This window comes from Luteococcus japonicus (genome assembly GCF_003752415.1).
Lineage (GTDB): Bacteria > Actinomycetota > Actinomycetes > Propionibacteriales > Propionibacteriaceae > Luteococcus > Luteococcus japonicus.
The window spans coordinates 2276156-2301126 of the sequence record NZ_RKHG01000001.1; the positions used below are offsets into that span (position 1 = coordinate 2276156).

General features: G+C 68.6%; 19 protein-coding genes and 1 pseudogene. 15 read left to right on the top strand and 5 right to left on the bottom strand.

Features of this window, described 5'->3' with window-relative positions; genetic code table 11:
* Window positions 1–112 precede the first annotated feature (112 nt).
* The 3 genes and pseudogenes from glpA to EDD41_RS10890 all read left to right on the top strand — a co-directional run.
* A pseudogene (gene glpA, locus EDD41_RS10880) lies at window positions 113–1663 on the top strand (anaerobic glycerol-3-phosphate dehydrogenase subunit GlpA); the annotation flags it as partial.
* Between the two features lie 224 nt (window positions 1664–1887).
* Complete coding sequence (gene glpB / locus EDD41_RS10885; RefSeq protein ID WP_123575918.1) at window positions 1888–3150, top strand: glycerol-3-phosphate dehydrogenase subunit GlpB; 1263 nt, start codon at window positions 1888–1890, stop codon at window positions 3148–3150.
* Between the two features lie 101 nt (window positions 3151–3251).
* Window positions 3252–4502 (top strand): anaerobic glycerol-3-phosphate dehydrogenase subunit C, encoded by a 1251-nt coding sequence (locus tag EDD41_RS10890; protein ID WP_094763552.1) that lies wholly within the window; start codon window positions 3252–3254, stop codon window positions 4500–4502.
* On the opposite strand, the gene EDD41_RS10895 is transcribed toward EDD41_RS10890, so the two are convergent.
* Both EDD41_RS10895 and EDD41_RS10900 read right to left on the bottom strand, forming a co-directional pair.
* Window positions 4454–5206 carry a hypothetical protein gene (locus EDD41_RS10895; RefSeq protein ID WP_148060535.1) on the bottom strand — a complete coding sequence of 251 codons (753 nt, stop codon included), beginning with the start codon at window positions 5204–5206 and terminating at the stop codon, window positions 4454–4456. The two genes, EDD41_RS10890 and EDD41_RS10895, sit on opposite strands and share 49 nt — an antisense overlap.
* Window positions 5207–5478: 272 nt before the next feature.
* Window positions 5479–7035 (bottom strand): DEAD/DEAH box helicase, encoded by a 1557-nt coding sequence (locus EDD41_RS10900; protein WP_123575920.1) that lies wholly within the window; start codon window positions 7033–7035, stop codon window positions 5479–5481.
* Window positions 7036–7502: 467 nt separating this feature from the next.
* Between EDD41_RS10900 and EDD41_RS10905 the strand changes: the two genes are divergently transcribed.
* Window positions 7503–9617 (top strand): catalase, encoded by a 2115-nt coding sequence (locus EDD41_RS10905; protein ID WP_281273132.1) that lies wholly within the window; start codon window positions 7503–7505, stop codon window positions 9615–9617.
* Window positions 9618–9768: 151 nt separating this feature from the next.
* Here EDD41_RS10905 and EDD41_RS10910 read toward each other — a convergent pair whose 3' ends face one another.
* Window positions 9769–10566: a dioxygenase family protein gene (locus tag EDD41_RS10910; RefSeq protein ID WP_123575922.1), complete on the bottom strand. Its 798-nt coding sequence runs from the start codon at window positions 10564–10566 to the stop codon at window positions 9769–9771.
* 27 nt (window positions 10567–10593) lie between these two features.
* Window positions 10594–11340 carry a FadR/GntR family transcriptional regulator gene (locus EDD41_RS10915; protein WP_123575923.1) on the bottom strand — a complete coding sequence of 249 codons (747 nt, stop codon included), beginning with the start codon at window positions 11338–11340 and terminating at the stop codon, window positions 10594–10596.
* Between the two features lie 172 nt (window positions 11341–11512).
* On the opposite strand from EDD41_RS10915, the gene EDD41_RS10920 reads away from it, so the two are divergent.
* The 7 genes from EDD41_RS10920 (at window position 11513) to EDD41_RS10955 (ending at window position 20244) form a co-directional block, all read left to right on the top strand.
* Window positions 11513–13168 (top strand): L-lactate permease, encoded by a 1656-nt coding sequence (locus tag EDD41_RS10920; protein WP_123575924.1) that lies wholly within the window; start codon window positions 11513–11515, stop codon window positions 13166–13168.
* A 41-nt stretch (window positions 13169–13209) separates the two neighbouring features.
* The gene (locus EDD41_RS10925) at window positions 13210–13989 is read left to right on the top strand and encodes a (Fe-S)-binding protein (RefSeq protein WP_094763553.1); all 780 of its coding nucleotides are present in this window, start codon (window positions 13210–13212) and stop codon (window positions 13987–13989) included.
* Window positions 13986–15584, top strand: coding sequence for a LutB/LldF family L-lactate oxidation iron-sulfur protein (locus EDD41_RS10930; RefSeq protein ID WP_094763529.1), 1599 nt, complete (start codon window positions 13986–13988; stop codon window positions 15582–15584). The genes EDD41_RS10925 and EDD41_RS10930 overlap by 4 nt, the downstream gene beginning before the upstream one ends.
* Window positions 15581–16237 carry a LutC/YkgG family protein gene (locus EDD41_RS10935; RefSeq protein WP_123575925.1) on the top strand — a complete coding sequence of 219 codons (657 nt, stop codon included), beginning with the start codon at window positions 15581–15583 and terminating at the stop codon, window positions 16235–16237. The genes EDD41_RS10930 and EDD41_RS10935 overlap by 4 nt, the downstream gene beginning before the upstream one ends.
* Before the next feature lie 232 nt (window positions 16238–16469).
* Window positions 16470–16688 carry an LPXTG cell wall anchor domain-containing protein gene (locus EDD41_RS10945; RefSeq protein ID WP_123575927.1) on the top strand — a complete coding sequence of 73 codons (219 nt, stop codon included), beginning with the start codon at window positions 16470–16472 and terminating at the stop codon, window positions 16686–16688.
* A gap of 314 nt (window positions 16689–17002) precedes the next feature.
* Window positions 17003–18952 carry a BCCT family transporter gene (locus EDD41_RS10950; RefSeq protein WP_245995621.1) on the top strand — a complete coding sequence of 650 codons (1950 nt, stop codon included), beginning with the start codon at window positions 17003–17005 and terminating at the stop codon, window positions 18950–18952.
* A 284-nt stretch (window positions 18953–19236) separates the two neighbouring features.
* Complete coding sequence (locus EDD41_RS10955; protein WP_123575928.1) at window positions 19237–20244, top strand: nitronate monooxygenase; 1008 nt, start codon at window positions 19237–19239, stop codon at window positions 20242–20244.
* A 3-nt stretch (window positions 20245–20247) separates the two neighbouring features.
* Here EDD41_RS10955 and EDD41_RS10960 read toward each other — a convergent pair whose 3' ends face one another.
* Window positions 20248–21150, bottom strand: a complete 903-nt coding sequence (locus tag EDD41_RS10960) for a phosphatase PAP2 family protein (RefSeq protein WP_170165339.1) — start codon at window positions 21148–21150, stop codon at window positions 20248–20250.
* 129 nt (window positions 21151–21279) lie between these two features.
* Between EDD41_RS10960 and EDD41_RS10965 the strand changes: the two genes are divergently transcribed.
* The 4 genes from EDD41_RS10965 to EDD41_RS10980 all read left to right on the top strand — a co-directional run bounded on the left by EDD41_RS10965 (window position 21280) and on the right by EDD41_RS10980 (window position 24964).
* Complete coding sequence (locus EDD41_RS10965; RefSeq protein ID WP_170165340.1) at window positions 21280–22923, top strand: trypsin-like peptidase domain-containing protein; 1644 nt, start codon at window positions 21280–21282, stop codon at window positions 22921–22923.
* Between the two features lie 98 nt (window positions 22924–23021).
* Window positions 23022–23531 carry a hypothetical protein gene (locus EDD41_RS10970; RefSeq protein WP_148060537.1) on the top strand — a complete coding sequence of 170 codons (510 nt, stop codon included), beginning with the start codon at window positions 23022–23024 and terminating at the stop codon, window positions 23529–23531.
* An 87-nt stretch (window positions 23532–23618) separates the two neighbouring features.
* Complete coding sequence (locus tag EDD41_RS10975) at window positions 23619–24290, top strand: DedA family protein (protein ID WP_094763536.1); 672 nt, start codon at window positions 23619–23621, stop codon at window positions 24288–24290.
* A 2-nt stretch (window positions 24291–24292) separates the two neighbouring features.
* Entirely contained in the window at window positions 24293–24964 is a 672-nt protein-coding gene (locus EDD41_RS10980; protein WP_094763537.1) for a response regulator transcription factor, read from the top strand.
* Window positions 24965–24971 lie beyond the last annotated feature (7 nt).

A 24971-nucleotide genomic window follows, 5' to 3' on the forward strand; every position in this document is an offset into this window, starting at 1 on the left:
CGGCCTGAGATCCGCCCCACTGGTGAAATCTGTCGGACCGGTCCCTAGGCTGAAGCCCGAGGCGAGGGAGCCGGTCCAGAGCACCCCGCCCGTGGTCGACGGGAGCAACTCCATGAGGACAATGCAGGCCGACGTGGTCGTGGTCGGTGGCGGTGCCACCGGCGCGGGCGTCGTGCGAGACGTGGCAATGCGCGGCTACACCGCCGTGCTCGTGGATCGTGCGGACCTCGGTCAGGGCACGACGGGCCGCTACCACGGCCTGCTGCACTCCGGCGGCCGCTATGTGGTCAGTGATCCGCACTCGGCCACCGAGTGCGCGCAGGAGAACGCGATCATCACCCGGATCCACGCCGGCGCCGTCGAGGCCACCGGCGGCCTGTTCGTCGTCACCCCCGAGGACACCGAGGAGCACGCCGACAAGTTCGGCGCCGCTGCCCTGGCCACCGGCGTCCCGTGCGAGGAGATCAGTGTTGCCGAAGCACTGCGTCGCGAACCGCGCCTCAACCCGGGGATCAAGCGCGCCTTCGCCGTGCAGGACGGCACCGTCGACGGCTGGCAGATGGTCTGGGGCGCTGCGAAGAGCGCCATGGACCACGGCGCCAAGGTACTGCCCTACCACTCCGTCACGAAGATCACCCGCGACGGTGAGCAGGTGACCGGCGTGGTCTGCACCAACATGAAGACCAATGACGAGGTCAGGATCGACACCCGCTTCGTGATCAATGCCGGTGGCCCGTGGGCCGGGCAGATCGCCGGCATGGCGGACTGCTCGGGCGTCGACGTCGTCCCCGGCCGCGGGATCATGATCGCCATGAACCACCGCCTGGTGAACCAGGTGGTCAACCGGTGCATCCACCCCGCCGACGGCGACATCCTGGTCCCGGTGCACACCGTGTGCATCATCGGCACCACCGACGTGAAGGTGGACGATCCGGACAAGCTCGCCATCCCCCGCGACGAGGTGCAGCAGATGCTCGACTCGGGCGAGGCCCTGGTACCCGGCTTCCGACAGGCCCGCGCCGTCCACGCATGGAGTGGCGCCCGTCCGTTGGTGAAGGACTCCCGCGTCGCCCTCACCGACACCCGCCACATGAGCCGCGGCATGAGTGTCATCGACCACGAGTCCCGCGACGGCCTCAAGGGCCTGCTCACCATCAGCGGCGGCAAGCTGACCACCTATCGCCTGATGGCGAAGAACATCGTCGACGTGATGTGCGAGCAGCTCGGCGACGACCGCCCCTGCACCACCGAGACCGAGACCGTGCCCGGCAGCGAGAGCGGCAAGAACTACCTCGTCACCCACCGGCTGGAGGAGCGCGAGAAGGACCGTCTTGACGACCAGATCATCTGCGAGTGCGAGCTGATGAGCCGCCGCCAGCTGACGGACCTGATGGAGCAGCACCCGGATGCCACCTTCGACGACCTGCGCCGTCAGCTCCGGCTCGGCATGGGCCCCTGCCAGGGCGGCTTCTGCTCCACCCGCGCCGCCGGCATCTCCCTGGAGACCGGACATTGCGACGTCGACCGCGCCACCGAGCAGCTGCGACTCTTCCTCAAGAACCGGTGGACCGGCCTGTGGCCCATCCTCTACGGGGACCAGGTGCGCCAGACCGCGCTGGACAACTGGATCTTCAAGGGAACCCTGGACATCGAGCACCTGCCGCTGTCGGGCAGCGGGCCGCTGATCCCAGGGGAGGGACAGAACCAGTACGCCGTCCCACACACCCAGCCGGACCCCGAGGACCAGACCGACGACGTCGGCACCGCCGAGGGATCGGCGCACGACGGGGACGAGGCCACGCCGCCCGAGTCCACGATCCCGAAGGCTGACGCCACCAACCCGACGGCCGAGCTTGTCGAGGCCACGAACGAGAGCGAGGTCGCGAAGTGAGCGACGTCATCGTCATCGGAGCGGGCCTCGCCGGCCTGACCGCGGCCCTGCGCCTGCGCCAGCAGGGCAAGAGCGTCACCCTGCTCACCAAGGGCCTGGGTGGCCTTCAGCTGGGCCAGGGCACCATCGACATCCTCGGCTATGCCCCCGAGCGCGTGGCGAACCCCGTGCAGGCGCTGGAGGAGCACGGCCGCGAGCACCCGGAGCACCCCTACGCGAAGATCACCAGCCAGGACGTCGAGCAGGGCGTGCGCTGGCTGGTGGACACGCTGGGCACCGACCAGCTCAATGGGGACATGCACCGCAATGCCCTCTACCCGACGGCCGTCGGCGCCATGCGCCCCACGGCCCTGGTGCCCCCATCGATGGTGGCCGGCGCCTGCGAGGCGGGCAAGAAGTTCGTCATCGTCGGCATCCGCGAGCTGAAGGACTTCTACCCGCAGTTGGTCGCCGAGAACCTGGCCCGCACGGACCTGCCCGGTGGTGGCCGCGTCGAGGCGCGCTCCGAGCACATCAGTTTCCAGGCCCGCGACGGGGAGAACGATCCCAGCGGCCTGACCATGGCCCGTGCGCTGGACGACCCGGCAACCCGTCGCCGCTTCGCCGAGCTCGTGAAGCCGCTGGTGCGTGAGGGCGAGAGCGTCGGCCTGCCCGCGGTGCTTGGCGTGGATCCCGCCGCCTGGAAGGAGATCCAGGAGATCGTCGGGGCACCCGTCTTCGAGATTCCGCTGCCGCCCCCCTCTGTGCCCGGCTTCCGCCAGAACACGGCGCTGCTGGACCTGGTGAAGCAGGCACGCATCCGGTTGGTCAACGGCACCAAGGTGATCCGTGCCCGCGTGGAGGACGGCTTGGTCAAGGGCGTCACCATCAAGGGCACCGGCCACGAGCAGGAGTACACCGCCGACACCTTCGTGCTTGCCGCGGGCGGTTTTGAGTCCGGGGCGCTGACCCTGGACAGTCACAACGAACTGCACGAGACGATCTTCGGGCTGCCGGTGCGCGGCGGGAAGATCTCGGACATGGTGCACGGCGACTACTGGGGCGGCGACCAGCCCTTGTTCAAGGCCGGCCTGGCCGTCGACGACCAGATGCGGGTCGTCGACGACGATGACACGGTCGTGTACCCCAACCTGTACGCCTGCGGCGGCAACCTGTCTGGCGCGCAGCGGTGGACCGAGAAGTCGGGCGAGGGAATTGCCCTGGGCAGCGCAATGCGAGCCGTGGACGCGATCCTGGCCGACGTGAAGGAGAAGAACTGATGAGCGACCAGAAGCCCGTCGAGGACCTGTCCCGGCTGGCACCCGGACCCACCGATGTCCTGATCGCGCCGGTCAACCAGCGCGAGGCCGCCAAGGCCGCCATGGAGCACGCCACCGACGAGGTGGCCCGCGCCAGCCTGGACCACTGCGTCAAGTGCACCATCTGCGAGACCGTCTGCCCCGTCGCCAAGGTGACGCCCCTGTTCAGCGGTCCCAAGTACGTCGGGCCGCAGGCGGAGCGCTTCCGCAATGGTGAGTCCGTGGACCACTCGCTGGACTACTGCTCCAGCTGCGGCATCTGCACGCTGAACTGTCCGCAGGGCGTCAAGATCGCCGAGCTGAACTCGCAGGCCCGGGCCGTCATGAAGAAGGACCACATGCCGGTCCGCGACCGGCTGATGACCCAGACCACGCTCGAGGGCATGGTGATGAGCCCGCTGGCCCCCGTCGCGAATGCGGCCCTGGGGATGAAGCCGGTGCGCACGGTGATCGAGAAGGTCGTCGGCGTCCACCGCGACGCCCCGATGCCGGAGGCACACTTCGAGACCCTGCGGATGTGGCTCAGGAAACGGCCGGCCCGCACCACGCCCGCCACTCGCGGCCCGGTGGTCTTCTTCACCGGCTGCGCCGGCAGCTACTTCGAGGTGGAGACCAGCAAGAAGTCCATCGAGCTGCTGGAATTCCTGGGCTACGAGGTACTGGTGCCCAAGCAGGGCTGCTGCGGCCTGGCCGAGCAGTCCAACGGCCTGTTCGAGCAGGCCACCAAGCACGTGCTCAAGCTGTGCCGTCAGTTGCAGAGCGCTGGCAAGGACCTCACGATCATCAGCTCGTCGGGTTCCTGCGTCGGCATGCTGAAGCACGAGGCGCACGAGATCATGGGCGTCGACGCGGAGGAGCTGCACGACGTGGGCACCCGCTCGCGTGACATCAGCGAATTCCTGCTGGAACTGGCCGACGCCGGTGAGCTGCCGCTGGACTTCCGCCAGATGGACATCGAGATCCCGTACCACCAGCCCTGCCAGGTCAAGAGCCAGGGAATGGGCATGCCTGCGATGCACCTGCTGGAACTGATTCCCGGGGTCACGGTGCAGGAGTCCGGCCAGCCGTGCTGCGGCATCGCCGGGACCTACGGCCTCAAGAAGGAGAAGTACGAGGTTGCCCAGGCGGTGGGCAAGCCCGTCTTCGAGCACATGAAGAAGCACGACCATGGTGTGGGTGCCTGCGACACGGAGACCTGCCGTTGGCAGATCCGCAAGGGTTCCGGCGTGAACACCGTGCACCCCGTCGAGATCCTGCACTACGCCTACGGCCTGTCCGATGATCTCTTCGAGGCCAAGGTGGCCGAACGCTGAGGCCCATGGCCTGACATCCGACGGCCGAGCTTGTCGAGGTCAACCAAGAGGTGCTCCTTCCCCGGTGGGGAGGAGCACCTCTTTCCGTCCGGGGACCTTCTGGGCTGGGCGGATCGGGAGAGGGTTCCGGGCACCACGTCGCGGATCCTGGTGGCATCCTCCCGGTGATGGGTGACCAGTACCTGTACCCCGGAGCTGGCCTGGGAGGCGACACGAATGGTCATCGGCTGCCAGCCATCAGGTTGGTAGGAGACCAGGGCGATCTCGCGCGGGATGCGGGGCAGCTCCCGGGTCTGCAGCACCTGCCCTTGGGTCACCACCACACGTCCGCCGCTGTGACTACGCCTCCTCGCGGCATTGCGTCGCCACCAGGCGAAGCCGTCGTGCTGCCGCCAGGCCAGCACGAAAGAGGCAATACCACCCAGCACCGCCAGCAGGATCCGTGGCACGGGCAGGCCGTCCTCGGCACAGGACAACAACAGGCCCATCCCGAGCCACAGCAAGCCGAAGGCCACCGCGTCCAGAACCGCGTAGCGAAGGGTGCTGAGGCGCGCCCCGGCCGAGGACAGCGCCGGCGCCAGGAGCCAGGCCATCGCCAGACAGGCCAGGGCCCAACACAGCATGAATCCGAGGATCGGCAGCCACTCGACGTCCGGCTCACTGGCCACCCGCGGCAGCATGCAGGCCGGGAAGCCCGCGAGCATCGTGAACAGGGAAGACGAACAGGGCGAAGGGGTTGCCGAGGCGGAAGGGCATGCCGAACAGCCCAAGCAGTCGCGGGTTCGCCCACTCCCACCCATGGCCTGTCTACGGCGCCACGGGAATCAACCACCGGATGGTGGCCCGGCGGACCTCCACAGCGGGAGGTCGATGCCGCTGGGCAACCAGTGGTTGATTCCCGTGGCGGTCCCTGCAGGAAATGCCAACGCGCCCAGCCCCACGAGGGGACTGGGCGCGTTGGTTGCGTGTGGAAGGCTCAGCGGCGGCCGCGACGGCCCGCACTGCTGGAGAATGCGGCGACACCACCGTTGGAGCCGGCAGAACTGGCGCCCGCGGAGGCCCCGCGACGGGGGGTGCCGGAACGACGTCCCTCGGTGCGGCCGGCCTCGGCGGGGCGGGCCTGGCCGCCACGACGGGACTCGGGGCGGTCGGCGGAATCGCCACCACGCCCGCGGCCACCACGACGCGAACCGCTGGATTCCTGGGCGTCGCCGCCCTGCCCACGGCCTGCGCCACCGCGCCCGCGGCCACCATTGCCCCCACGACTGCGGCCACCGCCGGCGTTGCCGCCAGCGCCGTTGCCGGCAGCCTGCTGCTCGGTCTTCTGCGGGTAGGCGGCCTTCTCGGCATCGGCGGGTGACAGGAAGGTGCGCTCGCCGGGGGCCAGCTCGTCGAGCGTGGCGCGGTCGCCATTGCTGACGGTGGGGCGGATCTTGGCGGCCCGCATCAGGCCACGGACCTCGCCGCGCTGGTCGGGCGTCACCATGGTGACGACGGTTCCGGCCTTGCCGGCGCGGGCGGTACGGCCCGAGCGGTGCAGGTAGGCCTTGTGCTCGGTGGGCGGATCCGCGTGCACCACCAGTTCGACGTCGTCGACGTGGATGCCACGGGCGGCGATGTCGGTGGCGACGAGGGTGTCGACGCGGCCTGAGTGGAAGGCCTCCATGTTGCGGGTGCGGGCATTCTGCGCGAGGTTTCCGTGCAGGTCGACCGCGGGGATGCCGCGTGCCAGCAGCTGCTTGGCGAGCTTCTTGGCGCCGTGCTTGGTGCGGGTGAACAGGATGGTCTTGCCCGGCGCCGCGGCCAGGTCGGCGAGGATGCCGGCCTTGTCGTACTTGTGGACCTCCAGCACGTGGTGGTCCATGGTGCCGACGGGGCTCTCGGCGGAATCGGCCTCGTGGGTGACGGGCTGGTGCAGGTAGCGCTTGACCAGCACGTCGATGCCATTGTCCAGGGTCGCGCTGAAGAGCATCTTCTGCGCATTGCCGGGCACCTTGTCCAGGATGCGCTTGACCATGGGGAGGAAGCCCATGTCGGCCATGTGGTCGGCCTCGTCGAGGATGCAGATCTCCACGGCGGACAGGTCGACGGCGCCCTGGCCCATCAGGTCGAGCAGGCGGCCGGGGCAGGCGATCAGCACGTCGACGCCCTTCGCGAGGGTGCGGACCTGCGGGTTCTGGCCTACTCCACCGAAGATGGTGAGGCTGCTCAGGGCGCTGGTCTTCTCCAGGGGGAGGAGGGATTCCTCGATCTGGGTGGCCAGCTCACGGGTGGGGGCCAGGATCAGGGCCCGGGGCTTCTTGGCCATCCGACGAGAGGAGGAGGCCTCCAGCCGGGCGACGCAGGGCAGCAGGAAGGCGAAGGTCTTGCCCGAACCGGTGCGGCCGCGGCCGAGCACGTCGCGGCCGGCGAGGCTGTCGGGCAGTGTTGCGAGCTGGATCGGGGTGGGGCTGGTGATGCCCCGCGCCTCGAGGGCAGTGGCCAGGTGTCCGGGAACGCCGAGTTCGACGAAGCCGCGGGCAGACGTGGGCACAGAGGTGTTGTCAGTCAAGAGATACCAATCAAATCGGTGTCTTGCACGGCGCGCTCAGCTTGGTCCGCCCAGGTGGGGCGGTGCGGCGCGGCCAGCGGAGCACTTCCAGGAAGTGTGGGCTCCGATCACCGAGGGTCCGCGGCAAGACTGGGCGGACCAACCTGCCCAGACTAGCTCATGGATGAGGTCTTCCCCGCATCGCGCTTTGCCAAACTCACAGGAGGCGCTCGGCTTCCTTCGATCCGCGTGTGTTGCAACACGAGCGGATCGAAGGAAGCCGCGCGCCTTGGGGGCGGCGGCCCATGAGTGGCCCGGCGGGAGCAAGCCCGCATGGATGGTCCGCTTCAGCCCATGACGAACACCGCTCCATTGCCCCCGTCGGGGTGTGGCCCGGGTGGGATCTGCCTTGTCACAGTGATTTCGAATGTCTCGGCGCTTCGGCGTCGACAACCGGAGGAGGAATTGCATTGGCCAGCAAGAGGGACCCCAAGTACCCCACACAGCCCGCCCCCACCAATGAGGTCCTGCCCAAGGACCCGATCGCGCCCGGCGGTGAGCGTCACCAGCAGGCGAAGGGCCGCGACGACGGCCTGACCACCAGCCAGGGTGGGCCGGTGGCCACCAACCAGAACCTGGCCACTGCCGGCAAGCGCGGCCCCGCACTGCTGCAGGACCACGTCTTCCGCGACAAGATCTTCCACTTCGACCATGAGCGCATCCCGGAGCGCGTGGTGCACGCCCGCGGCAGCGGCGCCCACGGCGTCTTCGAGACCTATGAGAGCCTCGAGGACATCACCTGCGCCGACATCTTCGCCCGCGCGGGGGAGAAGACCGAGGTCTTCGTCCGCTTCTCCACCGTCGCCGGGAACAAGGGCTCCTTCGACCTGGCCCGCGACGTGCGCGGCTTCGCGGTGAAGTTCTACACCCAGGAGGGCAACTGGGACCTGGTGGGCAACAACATCCCCGTCTTCTTCATCCAGGACGCCTTCAAGTTCCCGGATCTGGTGCACGCCGTCAAGGAGGCCCCCGACCGGGGCTTCCCGCAGGCGCAGAGCGCGCACGACAACTTCTGGGACTTCGTCAGCCTGATGCCGGAGAGCACCCACATGCTGTTGTGGGCCATGAGCGACCGCGGGATCCCGCGCTCCTTCCGCTTCATGGAGGGCTTCGGCGTCCACTCCTACAAGTTCGTCAATGCCAAGGGCGAGGCGCGTTTCGTGAAGTTCCACTGGAAGCCGCTGCAGGGCCTGCAGTCGGTGACCTGGCCGGAGGCGCTGAGCATCAACGGTGCAGACCCGGACTTCCACCGTCGTGACCTGTGGGACTCGATCCAGGCCGGGGACTTTCCGGAGTGGGAGCTGGGCGTGCAGGTCTTCGACGATGAGTTCGCCGACTCCTTCGACTTCGACGTGCTGGACCCGACCAAGCTGATCCCAGAGGAGCTGGTGCCCGTCCGCCCCATCGGCAAGATGACGCTCAACCGCACGGTCGCCAGCCACTTCGACGAGACCGAGCAGGTGGCCTTCATGACGCAGAACATCGTGCGCGGCATCGACTTCAGCGACGACCCGCTGCTGCAGGGCCGCAACTTCAGCTACCTGGACACGCAGCTCAAGCGCTTGGGCTCCACCAACTTCACCCAGCTGCCGGTGAACTCGCCGCGCTGCCCGGTGGCCAACTTCCACCGCGACGGCCACATGCAGACCGACCTGCACACCGGCCGCGCCAGCTATGAGCCGAACTCGTGGACCGGCGACGAGCGTGGCCCGCGCGAGAGCGAGGAGCTGGGACTGCGCTTCGAGCAGCAGGAGGTCAGCGGCGCCAAGCACCAGGCGCGTGCGGAGAGCTTCGCCGACCACTACTCGCAGGCACACCAGTTCTGGATCTCGCAGACCGAGGTGGAGCAGCAGCACATCGTCGCGGCCTTCACCTTCGAGCTGAGCAAGTGCGAGGTGCCGCAGATCCGCACCCGGATGCTCGGCAACCTGCGCAATGTCGACGAGGCGCTGGCCCAGCGGGTGGCCGACGGTCTGGGCATGGAGCTCCCCGGGGCCTCCAAGCCGGCCGTGGCGCCGCGCAAGGGCCTGCCCGCCTCGGATGCCCTCAGCATCCTGAAGAACGGGCCGAAGGACTTCAAGGGCCGAAAGCTGGGCCTGGTGGTGGGCGAGAAGACCGATGCCGATGCGCTGAAGGCCCTGGTGGATGCGGTCATCGGTGCCGGTGGCATGGTGGACGTGATCACCCCGACGGTCGGGGGTGCCAAGCTCTCCGACGGCTCGCAGCAGCCCGGCGCCCAGTTCATCAAGGGCACCAAGGCGGCGCTCTACGACGCCGTCGCCCTGCTGGTCACCGAGCAGGCTGCCGAGGAACTGGCCGACCTCCCGGAGGCGCGCGACTTCGTCACCGAGGCGCACGTGAACTGCAAGTTCGTCGGGTGGAACCCCGAGGCCAAGCCGCTGGCGGTGGCGTCGGGCGTCGCACCGGACAAGGGCTGGGTGGACCTGGCTGACGCGAAGGCCGCGGTGAAGGCCTTCGGCAAGCTTCGCTTCTGGGAGCGTGACGTCACCGCTCCCGCGAAGTAGCGGGAGAACCGGGGAGACCGAAGGACGCTCGGGTTCCCGCGGTCCGCGTGTGTTGCAACACGAGCGGATCGTGGGAACCCGAGCGTCTGTGTGTCCGGGGTCAGGTGAACTGGCCTCTCAGGTGAACTGGCGTCCCAGGTGAACTGGCCTCTCAGTTGAACTGCCACGAGCGCTTGCTCAGGCCGTACCAGAAGCCGTCGACGGCGGTCTGGCTGTTGGTGAGTTCCCCGGTGGCGTCGGCGGCGCCGAGTGCGACGTAGAGCGGGGCCCAGTGCTCGGTGCGGGGGTGGGCGATCTTCGCGCCGGGTGCCCGGTTCTCGAAGTCCAGGATCGCGTCGATTTCGCCCGTGGCCACGGCCTCGGCGGCCCAGTGGTCGAATTCGGCGCTCGCGGTGGGCGGCGTCGCGTCGGCGGGGGCTGACGGGTTGAACCACTGCAGGTTGTGCGTGGTGAAGCCGGAGCCGACGATCATCGTGCCCTGGTCACGCAGTTCGCCGAGCTTTCGGCCCATCTCGAAGAGCTGGCGTGCGTCCAGGGTGGGCAGGCTCATCTGCAGCACCGGGACGTCGGCCTCGGGGAAGAGCTCGACCAGCGGGACGTAGGCGCCATGGTCCAGCCCGCGATGGGGGTCGTGCTGGATGGGGTTGTCCGGCGTGGCGATCAGCTTGGCGACGTCCATCGCGAGGTCCGGTGCCAAGGGTGAGTCGTACTCGACGGTGTAGTAGTGCTGCGGAAAGCCCCAGAAGTCGTACACCAGTGGGTTCTTCTTCTCGAATCCGCTGACGGTGGTGGGGGCCTGCTCCCAGTGGGCGGAGATCATCAGGATGTTCTTCGGCCGGGTGAAGTCCTTGGACCACTCGTGCAGCTGGTCCGTCCAGGTGGCGTCATCGGCCAGCGGCGGGGCGCCGTGGCTGAGGAAGAGGATGGGCTGGCGGGTTTCGGTGGTCATGCCCCCTCAATTAAGTTGAATGATAAATTATTCCCCGGTGGGATCGGTCAGGGGAAGAATCGCGTAGGCATTGCGGATGTGGGCCTCGACGCAGTCTGCCGCCGCGGGGGCGTCGCCCGCTTGGATCGCCTCGGCAATGGCCTGGTGCTCCGCGCAGAGCTGGGAGCGGAAGCCCATCCAGTCGTCCAGGGAGCGTTCGGCGCGCATGATCGGGCCACGCAGACTCTCCCGGACGGCCTGCGTCAGGTCTCCGACCAGGGTGTTGTTGCCGGCGCGGGCGATGGCGATGTGGAAACGCGAGTCGAGGCTGTTGAACTCGTCGAGGTTCTGCGTCTGCTCCATCGCCTCCAGGAGTGACTCCATCTCGTCGAGCTGCGGGCCGTCGGCGTCGGGGGAGGCCGCCAGTTGGGCGCTGCTGCGCTCCAGGGCGATGCGGGCCACCACCACCTCGTCGAGCGGGAACTGGCTGAGCGCCACCTGCAGGCGCAGCAGTCGCCCAAGGGCCTGGCTGCGGTCGCTGATCACGTGGGTTCCGGACCGGGCTCCGCTGCCCACGCGGCTGGCCAGCACGCCCTGGGCCTCCAGGGTGCGGATCGCCTCGCGGACCGCCGGGCGGCTGACCGACAGCTGCAGGGCGAGGTCTCGCTCGGCGGGCAGGCGGTCGCCGACGCTCAGGTGACCATCGAGGATCTGGCTCTCGATGTGTTGCAGGACGGTCTCGAAGGCCCGCTGCGTGGCGGGTTCCGTCATGGGGGCCGGCTCGGACGTGCTCATGGGTCCCAGTCTCCCACCTCGCCCTCCCTGGGTGACTGTGGGCGTACTGAATCCAGCGGGGTCAATTCCGTGCAGGAAAAGTGCCGAAATATTCCCTTCCCGAGGCGGGTGTGGGCCCTTATGGTAGGACCAAAAGGTAAGACCAATAACCCTCGGACAACGGAGTCCCTCCATGAACCCATTTCGCCCCGAGCTCTACCCGCTGGGCAGCATCTGGCTGTCGGTGCTCGTCGCACTGCTGCCGCTCCTGGTGATCTTCCTCGGTCTCGGCGTGCTCAAGTGGAAGGCCCACGTGGCCGGCCTCGCAGCCGTCGCCACCGCGCTGGCCACCGCCGCGCTCGGCTTCAAGATGCCCGTCGGACTGGCCGCTCTCAGCGCCACCGAGGGCTTCGTCTTCGGCCTCTTCCCCATCGTCTGGATCGTCCTGATGGCCATCTGGTTCTACCAGATCACCGTCGTCAGCGGCCGTTTCGAGGACCTGCGCGCCACCTTCAACCTGATCAGTGACGACCCCCGCGTCACCGCACTGCTGGTGGCCTTCTGCTTCGGTGGCCTGCTGGAGGCGCTGGCCGGCTTCGGCGCCCCCGTCGCCATCACCGGCGTGATGCTGCTCGCCGTCGGCTTCCCCAAGATCAAGGCCGCCATCGCCGTCATGGTCGCCAACACCGCCCCCGTCGCCTTCGGCGCCGTCGCCATCCCGATCATCACGGCCGGCAAGGTCTCCGGCATCCCCTACGAGGAGATCGGCGCCATCGCCGGCCGACAGACCGCCGTCCTCGCCCTGGTCGTGCCCTTCGTGCTGCTGTGGATCGTCGACGGAGTCAAGGGCCTCAAGCAGGTCTGGCCCGCGGCCCTGGCCATCGGCGGCGCCTTCGCAGCCGGCAAGTGGATCACCTCCAACTACATCTCCGTCGAACTCACCGACGTGATCGCCTCCCTGGTCGGCATGGCCGCCGGTGTCATCCTGATGCGCTTCTGGAAGCCCAAGGGCACCGCAGAGGCCCAGGAGCGGCTGGCCGCCGAGAGCGCGGCAGAGGGTGGCAACATCGTGCTGGACCGCAGCGTCGACGACCACATCTCCGGCAACCGGATCGCCATGGCGCTGCTGCCCTACATCCTGGTGGTGGCGGTCTTCTCCATCGCCAACCTCGTCGCCCCGCTCAAGCGGGCCCTGACCAGCACCGACGTCGTCGTGAACTGGCCCGGTCTGCACGGCCACGTGCTCAATGGCGCCGGCAAGGTACACAGCTCGACGGTCTACACCTTCCAGTGGCTCTCCGGCGCCGGCACCCTGCTGCTGCTGGTCGGCATCCTGACCGCCATCATCTACAAGGTCTCCTTCGCCGACGCGCTCAAGGAGTTCACCAGCACCGCGTACAAGCTGCGCTTCACCGTGCTGACCATCGGCTCGGTCGTCGCCCTGGCCTATGTGATGAACCTGTCCGGCCAGACCACCACCATCGGCACCTGGATTGCCGGCGCGGGCTCTGCCTTCGCCTTCCTCTCCCCGGTGCTCGGCTGGATCGGCGTCGCGGTCACCGGCTCGGACACATCCGCCAATGCCCTGTTCTGCGGCCTGCAGGCCACCGTCGGTCACGAGACCGGCCTCAACCCGACCCTGCTGGCCACGGCCAACACCACCGGCGGCGTCGCCGGCAAGCTGGTCAGCCCGCAGAACATCGCCATCGTCGCCACAGCCGTCGGACTGGTGGGCAAGGAGTCGCTGATCCTGCGAAAGACCATCGGCTACTCCCTGGGCCTGCTCGCCCTGATCTGCCTGATGGTGGGCCTGCAGTCCACCCCGATCCTGTCCTGGATGCTCCCGTGAGCACCCCCGTCCCCTCCGCCACCCATCACAAGGAGCTCCGCATGAGTCCCACCCTCCCCGGACAGGGCAAGCGCGTCGCCCTGTTCGCCACCTGCATCAACGACGCGATGTTCCCCGAGACACCCAAGGCCGTCGTCACCGTGCTGGAGCGGCTGGGCTGCACCGTCGAGTTCCCCAAGGCCCAGACCTGCTGCGGCCAGATGAGCACCAACTCCGGCTACTTCGACGAGTCGGTCCCGCTGGTGCGCAACTACGTCAAGGCCTTCGAGGGTTACGACTACATCATCGCGCCGTCCGGATCCTGCACTGGTGCGGTGCGCGAGCAGCACCCGATGCTCGCCCGTCACGCCAAGGACTCCGGCCTGGTCAAGGCCGCCGAGGACGCCGCCAGCCGCACCTACGACTTCACCGAACTGCTGGTCGACGTGCTCGGTGTCACCGACGTCGGTGCCTACTTCCCGCACCGTGTCACCTACCACCCCACCTGCCACTCGGTGCGCGTCACCAAGGTGGGCGACAAGCCCTACCAGCTGCTCAGCAAGGTCCGTGGACTGCAGCTGGTCGAGCTGCCCGACGCCGACCGCTGCTGCGGCTTCGGCGGCACCTTCAGCCTGAAGAACCCCGACGTCAGCGTGGCCATGGCCACTGACAAGGCACGCAATGTCGCCAGCACCGGCGCCGAATACCTGGTGGCCGGCGACAACTCCTGCCTGCTGAACATCTCCGGCGTCCTCAACCGGGGCAATGCGGGCATCAAGCCGATCCACCTGGCCGAGATCCTGGCCAGCACCGACGCCAGCCTGACGGGAGCCACACGATGACCAACGAGACCGGAGAGATCCGCTCCACCCAGAGGACCCAGCTCAACCTGGTGACCAAGAACAACCATGGGACCGCCCGCCTCACCCCGGCCCCGCCGCAGGGCGAACTGGTGGACTCGCCGCTGTTCCCCGACGCGGCCAAGCGCGAGCTTGCCAACCCGGTGCAGCGCAAGAACCTGCACCACGCGATGAGCACCATCCGCGCCAAGCGCACCCGCGTCACCGCCGAGCTGGAGAACTGGGAAGAGCTGCGCTCGGCCGGCGAGGCGATCAAGAATCGCGTCGGCCGACACCTCGACGACTACCTCGTCCAGCTGGAGGAGAACCTCACCAAGGCCGGCACCACCGTCCACTGGGCCCGCGACGCCAAGGAGGCCAACGAGATCATCGTCGGCCTGGTCAAGGGCAAGCTCGGCCCCGAGGACCTGCCCGAGGTCGTCAAGGTGAAGAGCATGGTCACCCAGGAGATCGACATGAACGAGGCCCTCGAGGCCAACGGTGTCGCCGCCTGGGAGACCGACCTGGCCGAGCTGATCGTGCAGATGGGCCACGACCGCCCGTCGCACATCCTCGTGCCGGCCATCCACCGCAACCGGTCCGAGGTGCGCGAGATCTTCCTGGAGGAGATGGGCAACTACGGCAAGGCCGCACCCGAGGACCTCGACACCGAGCCGAAGAACCTCGCCGCGGCCAGCCGTGCACACCTGCGTGAGAAGTTCATGCGCGCCCACGTCGCCATCTCGGGTGCCAACTTCGCCGTCGCCGAGACCGGCACGCTGTGCGTGGTGGAGAGCGAGGGCAATGGCCGCATGTGCCTGACCCTGGCCGACACCCTGATCAGCGTCGTGGGCATCGAGAAGATCGTCCCGACCTTCGCCGACCTCGAGGTCTTCCTGCAGCTGCTGCCGCGCAGCTCCACCGCCGAGCGGATGAACCCCTACACCTCGCTGTGGACCGGCCCGCGCGAAGGCGACGGCCCGCAGGAGATGCACGTCGTCCTGATCGACAACGGCCGCACCGACGTGCTCGCCGACGAGGTGGGCCGCGAGGCGCTGCGCTGCATCCGCTGCAGTGCCTGCATCAATGTCTGCCCGGTCTACGAGAAGGTCGGCGGCCACGCCTACGGCTCGGTCTACCCGGGCCCGATCGGCGCCGTGCTCACCCCGCAGCTGCGCAGCATGAAGAATCCGGTGGACCGCTCGCTGCCCTTCGCGTCCAGCCTGTGCGGCGCGTGCAATGACGTCTGCCCGGTGAAGATCCCGCTGATGGAGCTGCTCATCCACGAGCGCCACAAGGCGGTTGAGGCGAAGAAGCAGCGCAAGAGCTACAACGTGCACTTCGAGCCGATCGCCATGAAGGCCACCAGCGTCATGTTCGGCAACGGCAAGCTGTGGGGCGCTGCCCTGGGTGCGGAGACCAAGGTCGGGGGCAAGGTGCTCGGCAGGTTCTTCGACCACATCGGACCCATCCCCGGGCCGCTGAACCGCTGGACCGGCGCGCGCGACGTGCCGATGGTTCCCACGCAGAGCTTCCGCGCCTGGTGGGACGAACGTGAGAAGAACAACGGCAACAAGGCCAAGGGAGACCAGAAGTGAACGCGAAGGACGAGATCCTCCAGCGGGTGCGCAAGGCACTCGCCGACGTCAAGGAGACCGACCCGGCCCTCGACGTCCCCGTGGCCTGGCGCTATGAGCAGCCCACCGCCATGGACGACGTGATCGGCCGTTTCGTCGAGCGCGTCGAGGACTACAAGGCCACCGTCGTGCGCGTCGGCGGCTCCGAGGCGGAGATCGCCCAGGCCGTCGTCGACGGACTGACATCGATCGAGGCGAAGGACGCCATCCTGCCCGTCGGCCTCCCGGCCGCGTGGCGCAGCGCCGTCGAGGCGGCCGGCATCACGATCCTGTCGGACGAGCCGCAGCTGACCAATGACCAGCTCAACGCCGCCGGAGCTGTCGTCACCGCGGCACGCGTCGGGGCCGCCGAGTCCGGCACGATCATGCTCGACCACGCCGACGACCAGGGCCGTCGTGCCCTGAGCCTGGTGCCGGACGCGCACATATGCGTGGTGCGCACCGATCAGGTGGTCTCGGACATCCCCGAGGCCGTCGGACGCCTGCAGGACTCGGTCAAGCAGCAGCAGCCGATCACCTGGATCAGCGGCCCCTCGGCCACCAGCGACATCGAATTGAGCCGCGTGGAGGGCGTGCACGGACCACGGACCCTCTACGTCGTGGTTGCCGGCTGACGGCATCCAACCAACACACACGGGCCCGGTTCCTTCAAGGAACCGGGCCCGTGTCATGTCTCGGTGTGAGTGAATCTCCCGATTCCACCACTGACATTGTTTGTTGTTCAATTTCCCCCGAAAAGGGATTGAAAGGCCGTGACCTTGGAGAAGGGCGAGGAGACCCCCCGCCCCGAAGCCCTCCGAGACCCCGGCGCCCAAGCCGTCCGAGACCCCGGCTCCCGATCTGCCCATGCTGCAGGCCGACGACGAGGCTCCGGCCAAGAATGTCCCCGCAGGCAAGGCTCCCGAGACATCCACGCCGAAGATCGAGCAGGCTCCCCAGCGTTCCGTGAGCTCGCGGATGCTGCCCAACACGGGCAATGACCTGACCGTCGGTGGGCTGGTGGCCGGCCTCAGGCTGGTCGTCGCCGGTGCAACCACCTTGGTGATCGGCCGCAAGCGCAAGTGACCTGAGCGGCATCAACGGGGCCAGGCCCCAAGATTGGCTCCGGTGCGCGGGAGGCCCGGTGGGAGATTCGTCTCCTGCCGGGCCTTCATCGTGCCCCGGCCCTTGGCGCGGGCGCCCTCTGGGTCTCTGGGGCAGACTCACCTCAACCCCTGCTCAAGCTCTCTTCCCGATGAATCAGCGGACCAGTAAAGCTCCTAGTCGCACCGAGTGAATCGGTGCTCTCAAGCGAAATCGACGAGGATCTGGGAACTATGACGGGCGCCCCCCGAGATCACCGGTGAATTAGGAGAGTGGCCCCGCTCGTGGATAACGTCATGACGATCGTCAATCCCAGGAGGCACATCTACATGGCCGAGCAAGATCGACCAAAAGACCTGAATCCGCCGGGCTCTCGTCGCCGTGATCGCAAGAAACCCCGGTCCGCCGCCCGACCCGTCGGGAACAAGCAGCGTGCCGGCAGCCCGCTGTCCGCTGGGCACCCGCGAGACCTGTTGGACGTCCACGGTGGCGTCGCCCGCCTGACCGGCCAGGGCAAGGTGCTGGAGAACGCGCACCCTGCCCTCGAGCCGTCGGCCGAGGCACTCAAGCACGAACGCCCCGGTGAACTCGACAAGGTGGTCTTCGGCATCACTGCGGTGCTGTCCATTGCCTTCGTCATCTGGGGTGCCGTGGCCCCCGCCCAGCTCAACGCGGCCTCCGGGCACGGCCTGGAATGGGTCGTCAAGAACACCGGCTGGCTCTTCGCGACGGCCGCCACAGGTTTCGTCTTCTTCGTCCTGTGGCTGGCAATCAGCCCCTACGGCCGCATCCCGCTGGGCCGCGACGGCGAGGAACCCGAGTTCACCACCACCTCGTGGATCGCCATGATGTTCAGCGCCGGCATGGGCATCGGTCTGATGTTCTACGGCGCCGCAGAGCCGTTGGCGCACTTCGTCACCCCGCCGCCCGGCACCGGTGAGGCCGACGTGAAGAAGGCCATGGCCACCACCCTCTTCCACTGGGGCCTGCACCCGTGGGCCATCTACGCCATCGTCGGTGTCGCCATCGCCTATGGCGTCTTCCGCAAGGGCCGCCCGCTGACCATCAGCGCCGTCTTCGAACCGCTGCTGGGCAAGCGCCAGACCTACGGCCCGGCAGGCAAGGTCATCGACATCTTCGCCATCTTCGCCACCCTCTTCGGCTCTGCCACCTCGCTGGGCCTGGGCGCGCTGCAGATCGCCGAGGGCGCCAAGATCGTCGGCTGGCTCGACGAGGCCACCAACAAGTTCCTGGTGGTGCTGATCACCGTACTGACCATCTGCTTCATCCTGTCCGCCGTCTCCGGCGTCGGCAAGGGCATCCAGTACCTGTCGAACATCAACATGGTGCTGGCCCTGGTGCTGGCCCTGTTCGTCTTCGTCGTCGGCCCCACCGTCTTCATCCTCAACCTCATCCCGTCCACCCTGGGTACCTATCTGCAGGACCTGATGATGATGAGCGCCCGCACCGGCGTCAGCGGCGGGGACAAGACCTCCGACTGGCTGGCCGGCTGGACCATCTTCTACTGGGCCTGGTGGGTCAGCTGGACCCCCTTCGTGGGCATGTTCATCGCCCGCATCTCCAAGGGCCGCACCATTCGCCAGTTCGTCTCCGGTGTGCTGCTGGTGCCGTCCGTGGTGAGCCTGGTCTGGTTCGCCATCTTCGGTGGCGCCGCCATCAACTCTGAGCGGATCGGCGCCAAGCTCAGCGAGGCCGGCTCCTCCGAGGCCATGCTCTTCGCCCTGCTGGACACCATGCCGTGGGCCAAGGTCACCTCCGTGCTGGTCATGGTCCTGGTGGGCATCTTCTTCGTCTCCGGCGCCGACGCCGCCTCCATCGTGATGGGCACCCTGAGCGAGAACGGCACCATCGAGCCGTCGCGGTGGAGCGTCATCTTCTGGGGCATCGCCACCGGCGCCGTCGCCGCCATCATGCTGGTCACCGGCGGTTCCGATGCGCTGGGCGGCCTGCAACAGATCATCATCGTCGCCGGTCTGCCCTTCATGGTGATCATGATCGGCATGGCCATCGCGCTGGTGAAGGACCTGGCGCGGGACCCGATGATCGTGCGTGGCCAGTACGCCAAGGCTGCGGTGGAGAAGGCCATTGTCGAGGGCGTCACGGCCCACGGGGACGACTTCCACTTCGCGGTGGAACCCACGGCTCCCGGTGAGGGTGCCGGCTCCATGGTGGACACCTCCACCATGGAGGTCGTCACCGATGAGACCGAGGACCCGCGGGTCTGACGGTCCTCGCAGCAAGCGTCAACGGGCCGCTCGTCCTCTCCCGATGGGCGGCCCGTTTCGCGTCCTCGGGGGACTCGCGCCCCGACTCGCCCCGAGAATCGACCACTGCCTGCCATCCGGGTGCCCACTCCCTGCGCGGCAGCTGATCCTCGTGACGGCAGCGGGGTCGATTCTCGGGGGGCCTGGCGTGAGGACCGAGACCATGACCTCCCGCGCCGGACGCAGGCATGGCAGGCTTGCCCCGAGATGGCCTCGCTGCTCACCCGAAGATTCCAGGAGGACCGATGAAACTTCCGATCGCGCTGCCCCTGATGCTTGCCCCGATGGCCGGTGGCCCCACCAGCCCGGAACTGCTCGCCGCGGTGACCGCGGCGGGTGCCGGTGGCTTCCTGCCGGGTGGCTACCTCACGGCAGCCCAGTTGGAGGGTCGGTTGGGGGAGCTGTCGGACCGGATGGTGGCCGCGGGCCTGGGGGATTCGCCCCATGGCGTCAATCTCTTCGTCCCGGGACCCACGGACAGGCGCCGCGACGAGAATGCCGTGGCCCTCTACTCACAGCGGCTCGGTGAGGGAGTGGGGAGGCCCGATTGGGGGGACCGGGACCACTACGAGGACAAGCTGCGGCTCCTGCTGGAGGTGCACCCCGTCGCCATGGTCAGCTTCACCTTCGGCTGCCCGACGGCCGAGGAGGTGACCGCCCTGCACCGGGCGGGGAGCCGGGTCCTGGTCACCGTGACCGACGCCGAGGAGGCCCGAGCCGCGGCCGCGGTGGGGGCAGATGCCCTGGTGGCGCAGGGATTCGACGCGGGCGGCCATCGGGGCACACATGCCGTCACCAAGATCCCCAACCGTCGCGATGCCCTGGCCCTGATCCCCGAGCTGACTGGTCTGGGGCTCCCGCTCATTGCCGCCGGTGGCGTGGCCACCCGGGGCGATGTACAGCGGCTGCTGGCAGCCGGGGCCGTCGCGGTCCAGGTGGGTACCGCCTTCCTCCGCTGCCCCGAGGCCGGCACCAGCGCCGCGCACCGTGACCTGCTGGTCACGGCCCGGGGGACGAAGGTCACCAGAGCCTTCAGCGGGCGTCCGGCGCGTGGGCTGGTCAACGACTTCCTGCTGGCCCACGACGACCAGGCGCCGGCGGTCTACCCGCAGGTGGACCAGATCACCAAGCCGCTGCGGGCCGCGGCCGCGGCCCGGGGAGACTCCTCGCAGGTCTCCGGCTGGGCGGGCACTGGTTGGGCGGCGGCCCAGGAGGTCCCGGCCGCCGAGGTCATCGCGTCGCTGCTGCCCTGATCCTCAGATGAGGGCAGCCGCGCGGGCGTCGTGCAGCTGTACCAGCCGCAGCAGCACGCCCATCCCCGCCATCGCGACGCCGCACAGGCCGGCCGCACCGCCCAGATAGGCGATCAACTGCTCGGAGAAGACAGTGGTGAAGACGTCGTCGACCTGCCAGGTGGCCCAGCCGCAGACCGCGGCCACCCCCGTGGCGATGCAGCCCAGCAGCACCATCAGGCCCGGGACCGCGCGCGAGGGACGATCGGCCTCCGGGCGGGGCGAATCACCCCACGTGCGGCTGGCCAGCACTCGCTGCCGCAGCGCACCGACGGCCAGGGCGCCGAAGGCCCAGGCAAAGCAGACCAGGTAGGCACCCACCACGTCCGAGGGGCGGTGCCACTGGGCCGCCAGGGTGCCGTAGCCGAAGAGCATCATCACCAGCGCGCCCAGCATGGCCACCGGTGCGCGCAGGCTCCTGGGTGCCACCAGCACGGCGGCCACCATGGCCGAGCCGGCAGCGGTGGTGTGCCCGCTGGGGTAGGAGTTGTGGTGCAGACCCTCCCAGTCCACCAGCAGCGGGCGGTAGAGCAGGTGGTACTTCAGGACCCGGGTGGACAGGTTGGCGGCCGCCACGAGGGCGGCGGCCTCCAGCGCCAGCATCCAGCGGCGGCGCAGCACGGCCACCAGGGCCACCAGGAGCATCACCAACGCGATGGCCCCCACCGAGACGGTCTCCAGGACCCGCTGCAGGCGGTCGGCGACGTGGCTCTGGCCGATGGCGGCGCCCAGATAGGCGATGGAGTCCAGCAGCTGGCCGCGGGTGGTGACGACGAAGAAGCGCCACACACCCAACGTCGCCACCCCCGAGGCGAGGGCCAGCAGCAGCGGACGCACCCAGCGCCACTCGCGGGAGAAAGAGGTCATGGGGGCCATTCTTTCAAGCGGGGCAAGGCATTGGGTGCGTGCGTGACCGGCGTGGCGTGAGCGGGGATTCACAGCTTCCTCACAGCCGATGCCATGGGTTTTCGCAGATCCGCCACGTTCACTGGATGCATGACGAACGGTGTCTCCGGAAACAACCACCCCGACGAGTCCACGCGCCGCCTGGACGATGCGGAGTGGTTCTGGACGCGGGCGGCCTCCGAGGAGACGGCCCAGCCCGAGCCCACCCAGGTCATCCCCGGCGCCGTCGGCGCGCAGGACTCGGTGGAACCGACGATCCAGCTGCCGCAGGCCGAGATGCCCCTGGCCCTCAGTGCGGCGATCGGCTCGGCGGCGGCCACCGCCGCCCACCCGTCGGCGCCCCAGCCGGGTGTCGCGGGGCCCCGTGCCGGACAGCAGGGTGGCCAGCGGCCGACGGGGCCCCAGCTCGCAGCGTGGGCGCCGCCCACCGGTGTGCCTGCCGCCAGCACGTCGCCATCGACGGCCCGTCGGTCCGGCGGCCCCAATGCACTGCTCGCGGTCTTCGCGGCGAGCCTGATGACGGGAATGGCCGTGCTCCAGGCGCCTGCCCTGGCCCGGACGGCCGGTGAGCTCCTGCCCGGTGGCCAGACCTCAATCCAGCCGGCACCGACGCAGGAGGATCCCGGCACCCAGACCGGTGGCACCCAGACTGGTGGCACCCAGACCGGCGGCACCCAGGACGGATCGGGCACGCCCGCGGAGGAAGAGCCGTGGGATCCTTGGGGCGTCGACGATCAGGACCCGCAGGACGAACAGGACCAGGAAGACCAGCAGGGCACCACCAACGAGCAGTCGACCGGCGCCTCACAGGCCTCGGTCACCAGTGCGCAGGGCAAGGGCGTGGTGCTGATCGAGGCAACCACCGCGTCGGGTCGCTCGGCGGGCACCGGCATGGTGGTCACGGACAACGGCTATGTGCTGACCAACTACCACGTGGTGCAGTCGAGCACCGCCCTGCGGGTACAGCTGGCCAGCAGCCAGAAGACCTACCAGGCAACGGTCGTCGGGCATGACGCCAGCAATGACGTCGCCCTGCTGAAGTTGGAGGGGGCAGAGGGGCTGCAGACGGTCACCCTCGACGACGACCAGCTGTCCACCGGGGATGCCGTGACCGCCGTCGGCAATGCCAACGGTCAGGGCCATCTCAGCGCCGCCGCCGGCACGGTGAAGGACCTGACCAGCTCCATCACCGTCAGCAACGAGACCTCGGCCAGTGGCAAGGAGGAGCTGAGCGACGTCATCAAGACCACCGCCGGTGCGCAACCCGGGGACTCGGGTGGCCCGATGTTCGATGCCGAGGGCGAGGTGGTCGGGATGACCACCGCCGGCCAGCAGGCCAGCTCCGGCATCCGCACCCAGAACACCACTGTCGCCAGTTACGCGGTGCCCATCGAACGAGCGATGGGGATCATCACCCAGATTCGCTCCGGCAATGAGTCCGGCACGGTGAAGGTCGGCCCCAATGCCTACCTCGGGGTCTCCGTCCGCACCCTCGACGACGGCAGCATCAGCGTCGCCTCGGTGGTCAGTGGTGGCCCGGCAGCCACAGCCGGCCTGTCCCGCGGTGACACCATCACCTCGCTGGACCAGACGTCGATCACCTCCCACGCCGTGCTCAGTGAGGTGCTGGCCGGCAAGGAGCCGGGGGACCGGGTCACCATGACCTGGCTCGACGGGTCATCGGGTGCTCGGCGCTCCGCAGAGGTGACCCTGGGCAGCAGCCCGATGAACTAGTCAGCGGTCTGCCCGGGTCCCGCACCGTCACCTTCGTCCGAGGCCACGTGACTGGTCCTGGGTGGACCCAGCGCACCGATATCGTCCGAGGCGTGGGGGTGAGACAGTCCGGGCGGGCACAGCGGGAGGCCAGGGTGCTGGCCGCTGCGCGTGACCTGTTCACCGCCCAGGGCTACGATCCCCTGCTGGCCAAGATGTTCGGAGAGGACGAGAGCATCGCCTTCCTGGGCAGGATCGCCCGGATCGAGGCCTGTCCGCCGAGCGACAGGGACTTCGCCGGGGAGGTCCACACCATGTTCGACCCCTGGTACGAGAGTGTCCGACGCCAACCCACCCTGGTGCGCACCTTCCTGCTCGACGGCCTTCCTCCCGGGACGGGGCGTAGCGAGGAGCGGCGCAGGGAGGATGCCGCTGTGGTGGACGCCATCTGCATGCGGCTGCTCACACGGCACCCGAGCCTGGACCACCACCGGGCCCGCAACCTGTCCTACGCGGCCTACAGCGCCCACGCCGTCGCCCTGATTGCCGTGGCCATTGGCAATGTGCCCTTCGACGAGGCACGCGAGCAGGCCCGAGCGGCGGTGTGCACCATCTGTGACCAGGTTTGAGGGCCGGCTGTGTCCCGAGGACAGCGAACCCGCCACGGGTGCATCATCGTCCAAGGGCCATGACCTGGCCATTGACAAGGAGAAGCGATGAACCTCACCTGGCTGCTGCAGACGCTGCCCGGGCCACTGGTCTACGTGGCGATCGGACTGCTGATCGGGGTGGAGAGCATAGGCATCCCGGTGCCCGGTGAGACGGCACTGATCGCGGCCACATTGGCCTCGCGGCACCCGGCGGCGGCCTTCCATCCGATGGGGATCGCCCTGGTTGCCAGCGCGGGGGCCATCATCGGCGACTCGATCGGCTACTGGGTGGGCCGGGAGAAGGGCAACCAACTGCTGGGGTGGATGGTGCGTCGGTTCCCCCACCACGTCACCCCGGCACACCTGGGGTGGGCCCGGGAGTTGATGGGCAGCTACGGCTCGGGAGCGGTCTTTGGCGGCCGCTTCGTCGCCCTGCTGCGGATGCTGGCGGGGCCCCTGGCCGGGACGATGGGCATGCACTACCCCACCTTCCTGGCGGCCAATGCCGCGGGAGGGATCCTGTGGGCCGGCGGCACCGTCGGAGTGCTCTGGGTGCTGGGGGAGGTGGCCCAGACCTGGCTGTCCCGGGCCGGCTGGATCGTGCTCGCCGGGCTGCTCGTCGCCGTCCTGCTGGGCTCCCGCAAGATCAACTCGACCATGCAGGCCAGGGTCCGGGCCTATGCTGAAGCCCATCCCGAGGAGATGGCCGACTGGAAGGCCACGCAGGCAGGAGAGTGACGATGCGGTTGCTGCTGGTGGAAGACGATCGGTCCCTCGCGGAGGTGGCCCGCCGCGGACTCGTGGGCGAGGGGCACGTCGTCGACCTTGCACGCGACGGCAAGGAGGGATGCCTCAAGGCCGTGCACGGCGAGTACGACGTCGTCATCCTGGACATCATGCTGCCGCTGATGAACGGCTACGACATCCTCAAGCAGATGCGCGCCAATGACGTGTGGACGCCGGTGCTGATGCTCACCGCCAAGGACGGCGAGTGGGACCAGGCCGACGCCTTCGACCTGGGCGCCGACGACTACCTGACCAAGCCCTTCAGCTTCGTCGTGCTCAATGCGCGGCTGCGGGCACTGGCCCGGCGCGGCGGCAGCGAACGCCCCGCCCAGCTGACGGCCAAGGGACTGGTGCTGGACCCCGCCACCCACCTGGTCAAGCGCGGCGAGCACTCCATCGACCTCACCCCGCGAGAGTTCAACCTGCTGGCCTACCTGATGCAGCAGAAGGGCGCCGTGGTCACCAAGGCGCAGATCCTGGACGGGGTCTGGGGTTCCGAGCACGACGGGGACCCGAACGTAGTGGAGGTCTACGTCGGCTACCTGCGCAAGAAGCTGGACACCCCCTTCGGGGAGCACACCATCCAGACGGTGCGTGGCGTGGGCTACCGGCTCGCCATGGAGTGAGCCGCCG

Bases quoted from the DNA above. Each gene is read 5' to 3' on its own strand.
- EDD41_RS10890 (WP_094763552.1), top strand. From the start codon at position 3,252: ATGGAGCACGCCACCGACGAGGTGGCCCGCGCCAGCCTGGACCACTGC.
- EDD41_RS10895 (WP_148060535.1), bottom strand. From the start codon at position 5,206: ATGCTCGCGGGCTTCCCGGCCTGCATGCTGCCGCGGGTGGCCAGTGAG.
- EDD41_RS10910 (WP_123575922.1), bottom strand. From the start codon at position 10,566: ATGACCACCGAAACCCGCCAGCCCATCCTCTTCCTCAGCCACGGCGCC.
- EDD41_RS10915 (WP_123575923.1), bottom strand. From the start codon at position 11,340: ATGAGCACGTCCGAGCCGGCCCCCATGACGGAACCCGCCACGCAGCGG.
- EDD41_RS10920 (WP_123575924.1), top strand. From the start codon at position 11,513: ATGAACCCATTTCGCCCCGAGCTCTACCCGCTGGGCAGCATCTGGCTG.
- EDD41_RS10925 (WP_094763553.1), top strand. From the start codon at position 13,210: ATGAGTCCCACCCTCCCCGGACAGGGCAAGCGCGTCGCCCTGTTCGCC.
- EDD41_RS10930 (WP_094763529.1), top strand. From the start codon at position 13,986: ATGACCAACGAGACCGGAGAGATCCGCTCCACCCAGAGGACCCAGCTC.
- EDD41_RS10945 (WP_123575927.1), top strand. From the start codon at position 16,470: ATGCTGCAGGCCGACGACGAGGCTCCGGCCAAGAATGTCCCCGCAGGC.
- EDD41_RS10950 (WP_245995621.1), top strand. From the start codon at position 17,003: ATGACGATCGTCAATCCCAGGAGGCACATCTACATGGCCGAGCAAGAT.
- EDD41_RS10955 (WP_123575928.1), top strand. From the start codon at position 19,237: ATGAAACTTCCGATCGCGCTGCCCCTGATGCTTGCCCCGATGGCCGGT.
- EDD41_RS10960 (WP_170165339.1), bottom strand. From the start codon at position 21,150: ATGACCTCTTTCTCCCGCGAGTGGCGCTGGGTGCGTCCGCTGCTGCTG.
- EDD41_RS10965 (WP_170165340.1), top strand. From the start codon at position 21,280: ATGACGAACGGTGTCTCCGGAAACAACCACCCCGACGAGTCCACGCGC.
- EDD41_RS10975 (WP_094763536.1), top strand. From the start codon at position 23,619: ATGAACCTCACCTGGCTGCTGCAGACGCTGCCCGGGCCACTGGTCTAC.
- EDD41_RS10980 (WP_094763537.1), top strand. From the start codon at position 24,293: ATGCGGTTGCTGCTGGTGGAAGACGATCGGTCCCTCGCGGAGGTGGCC.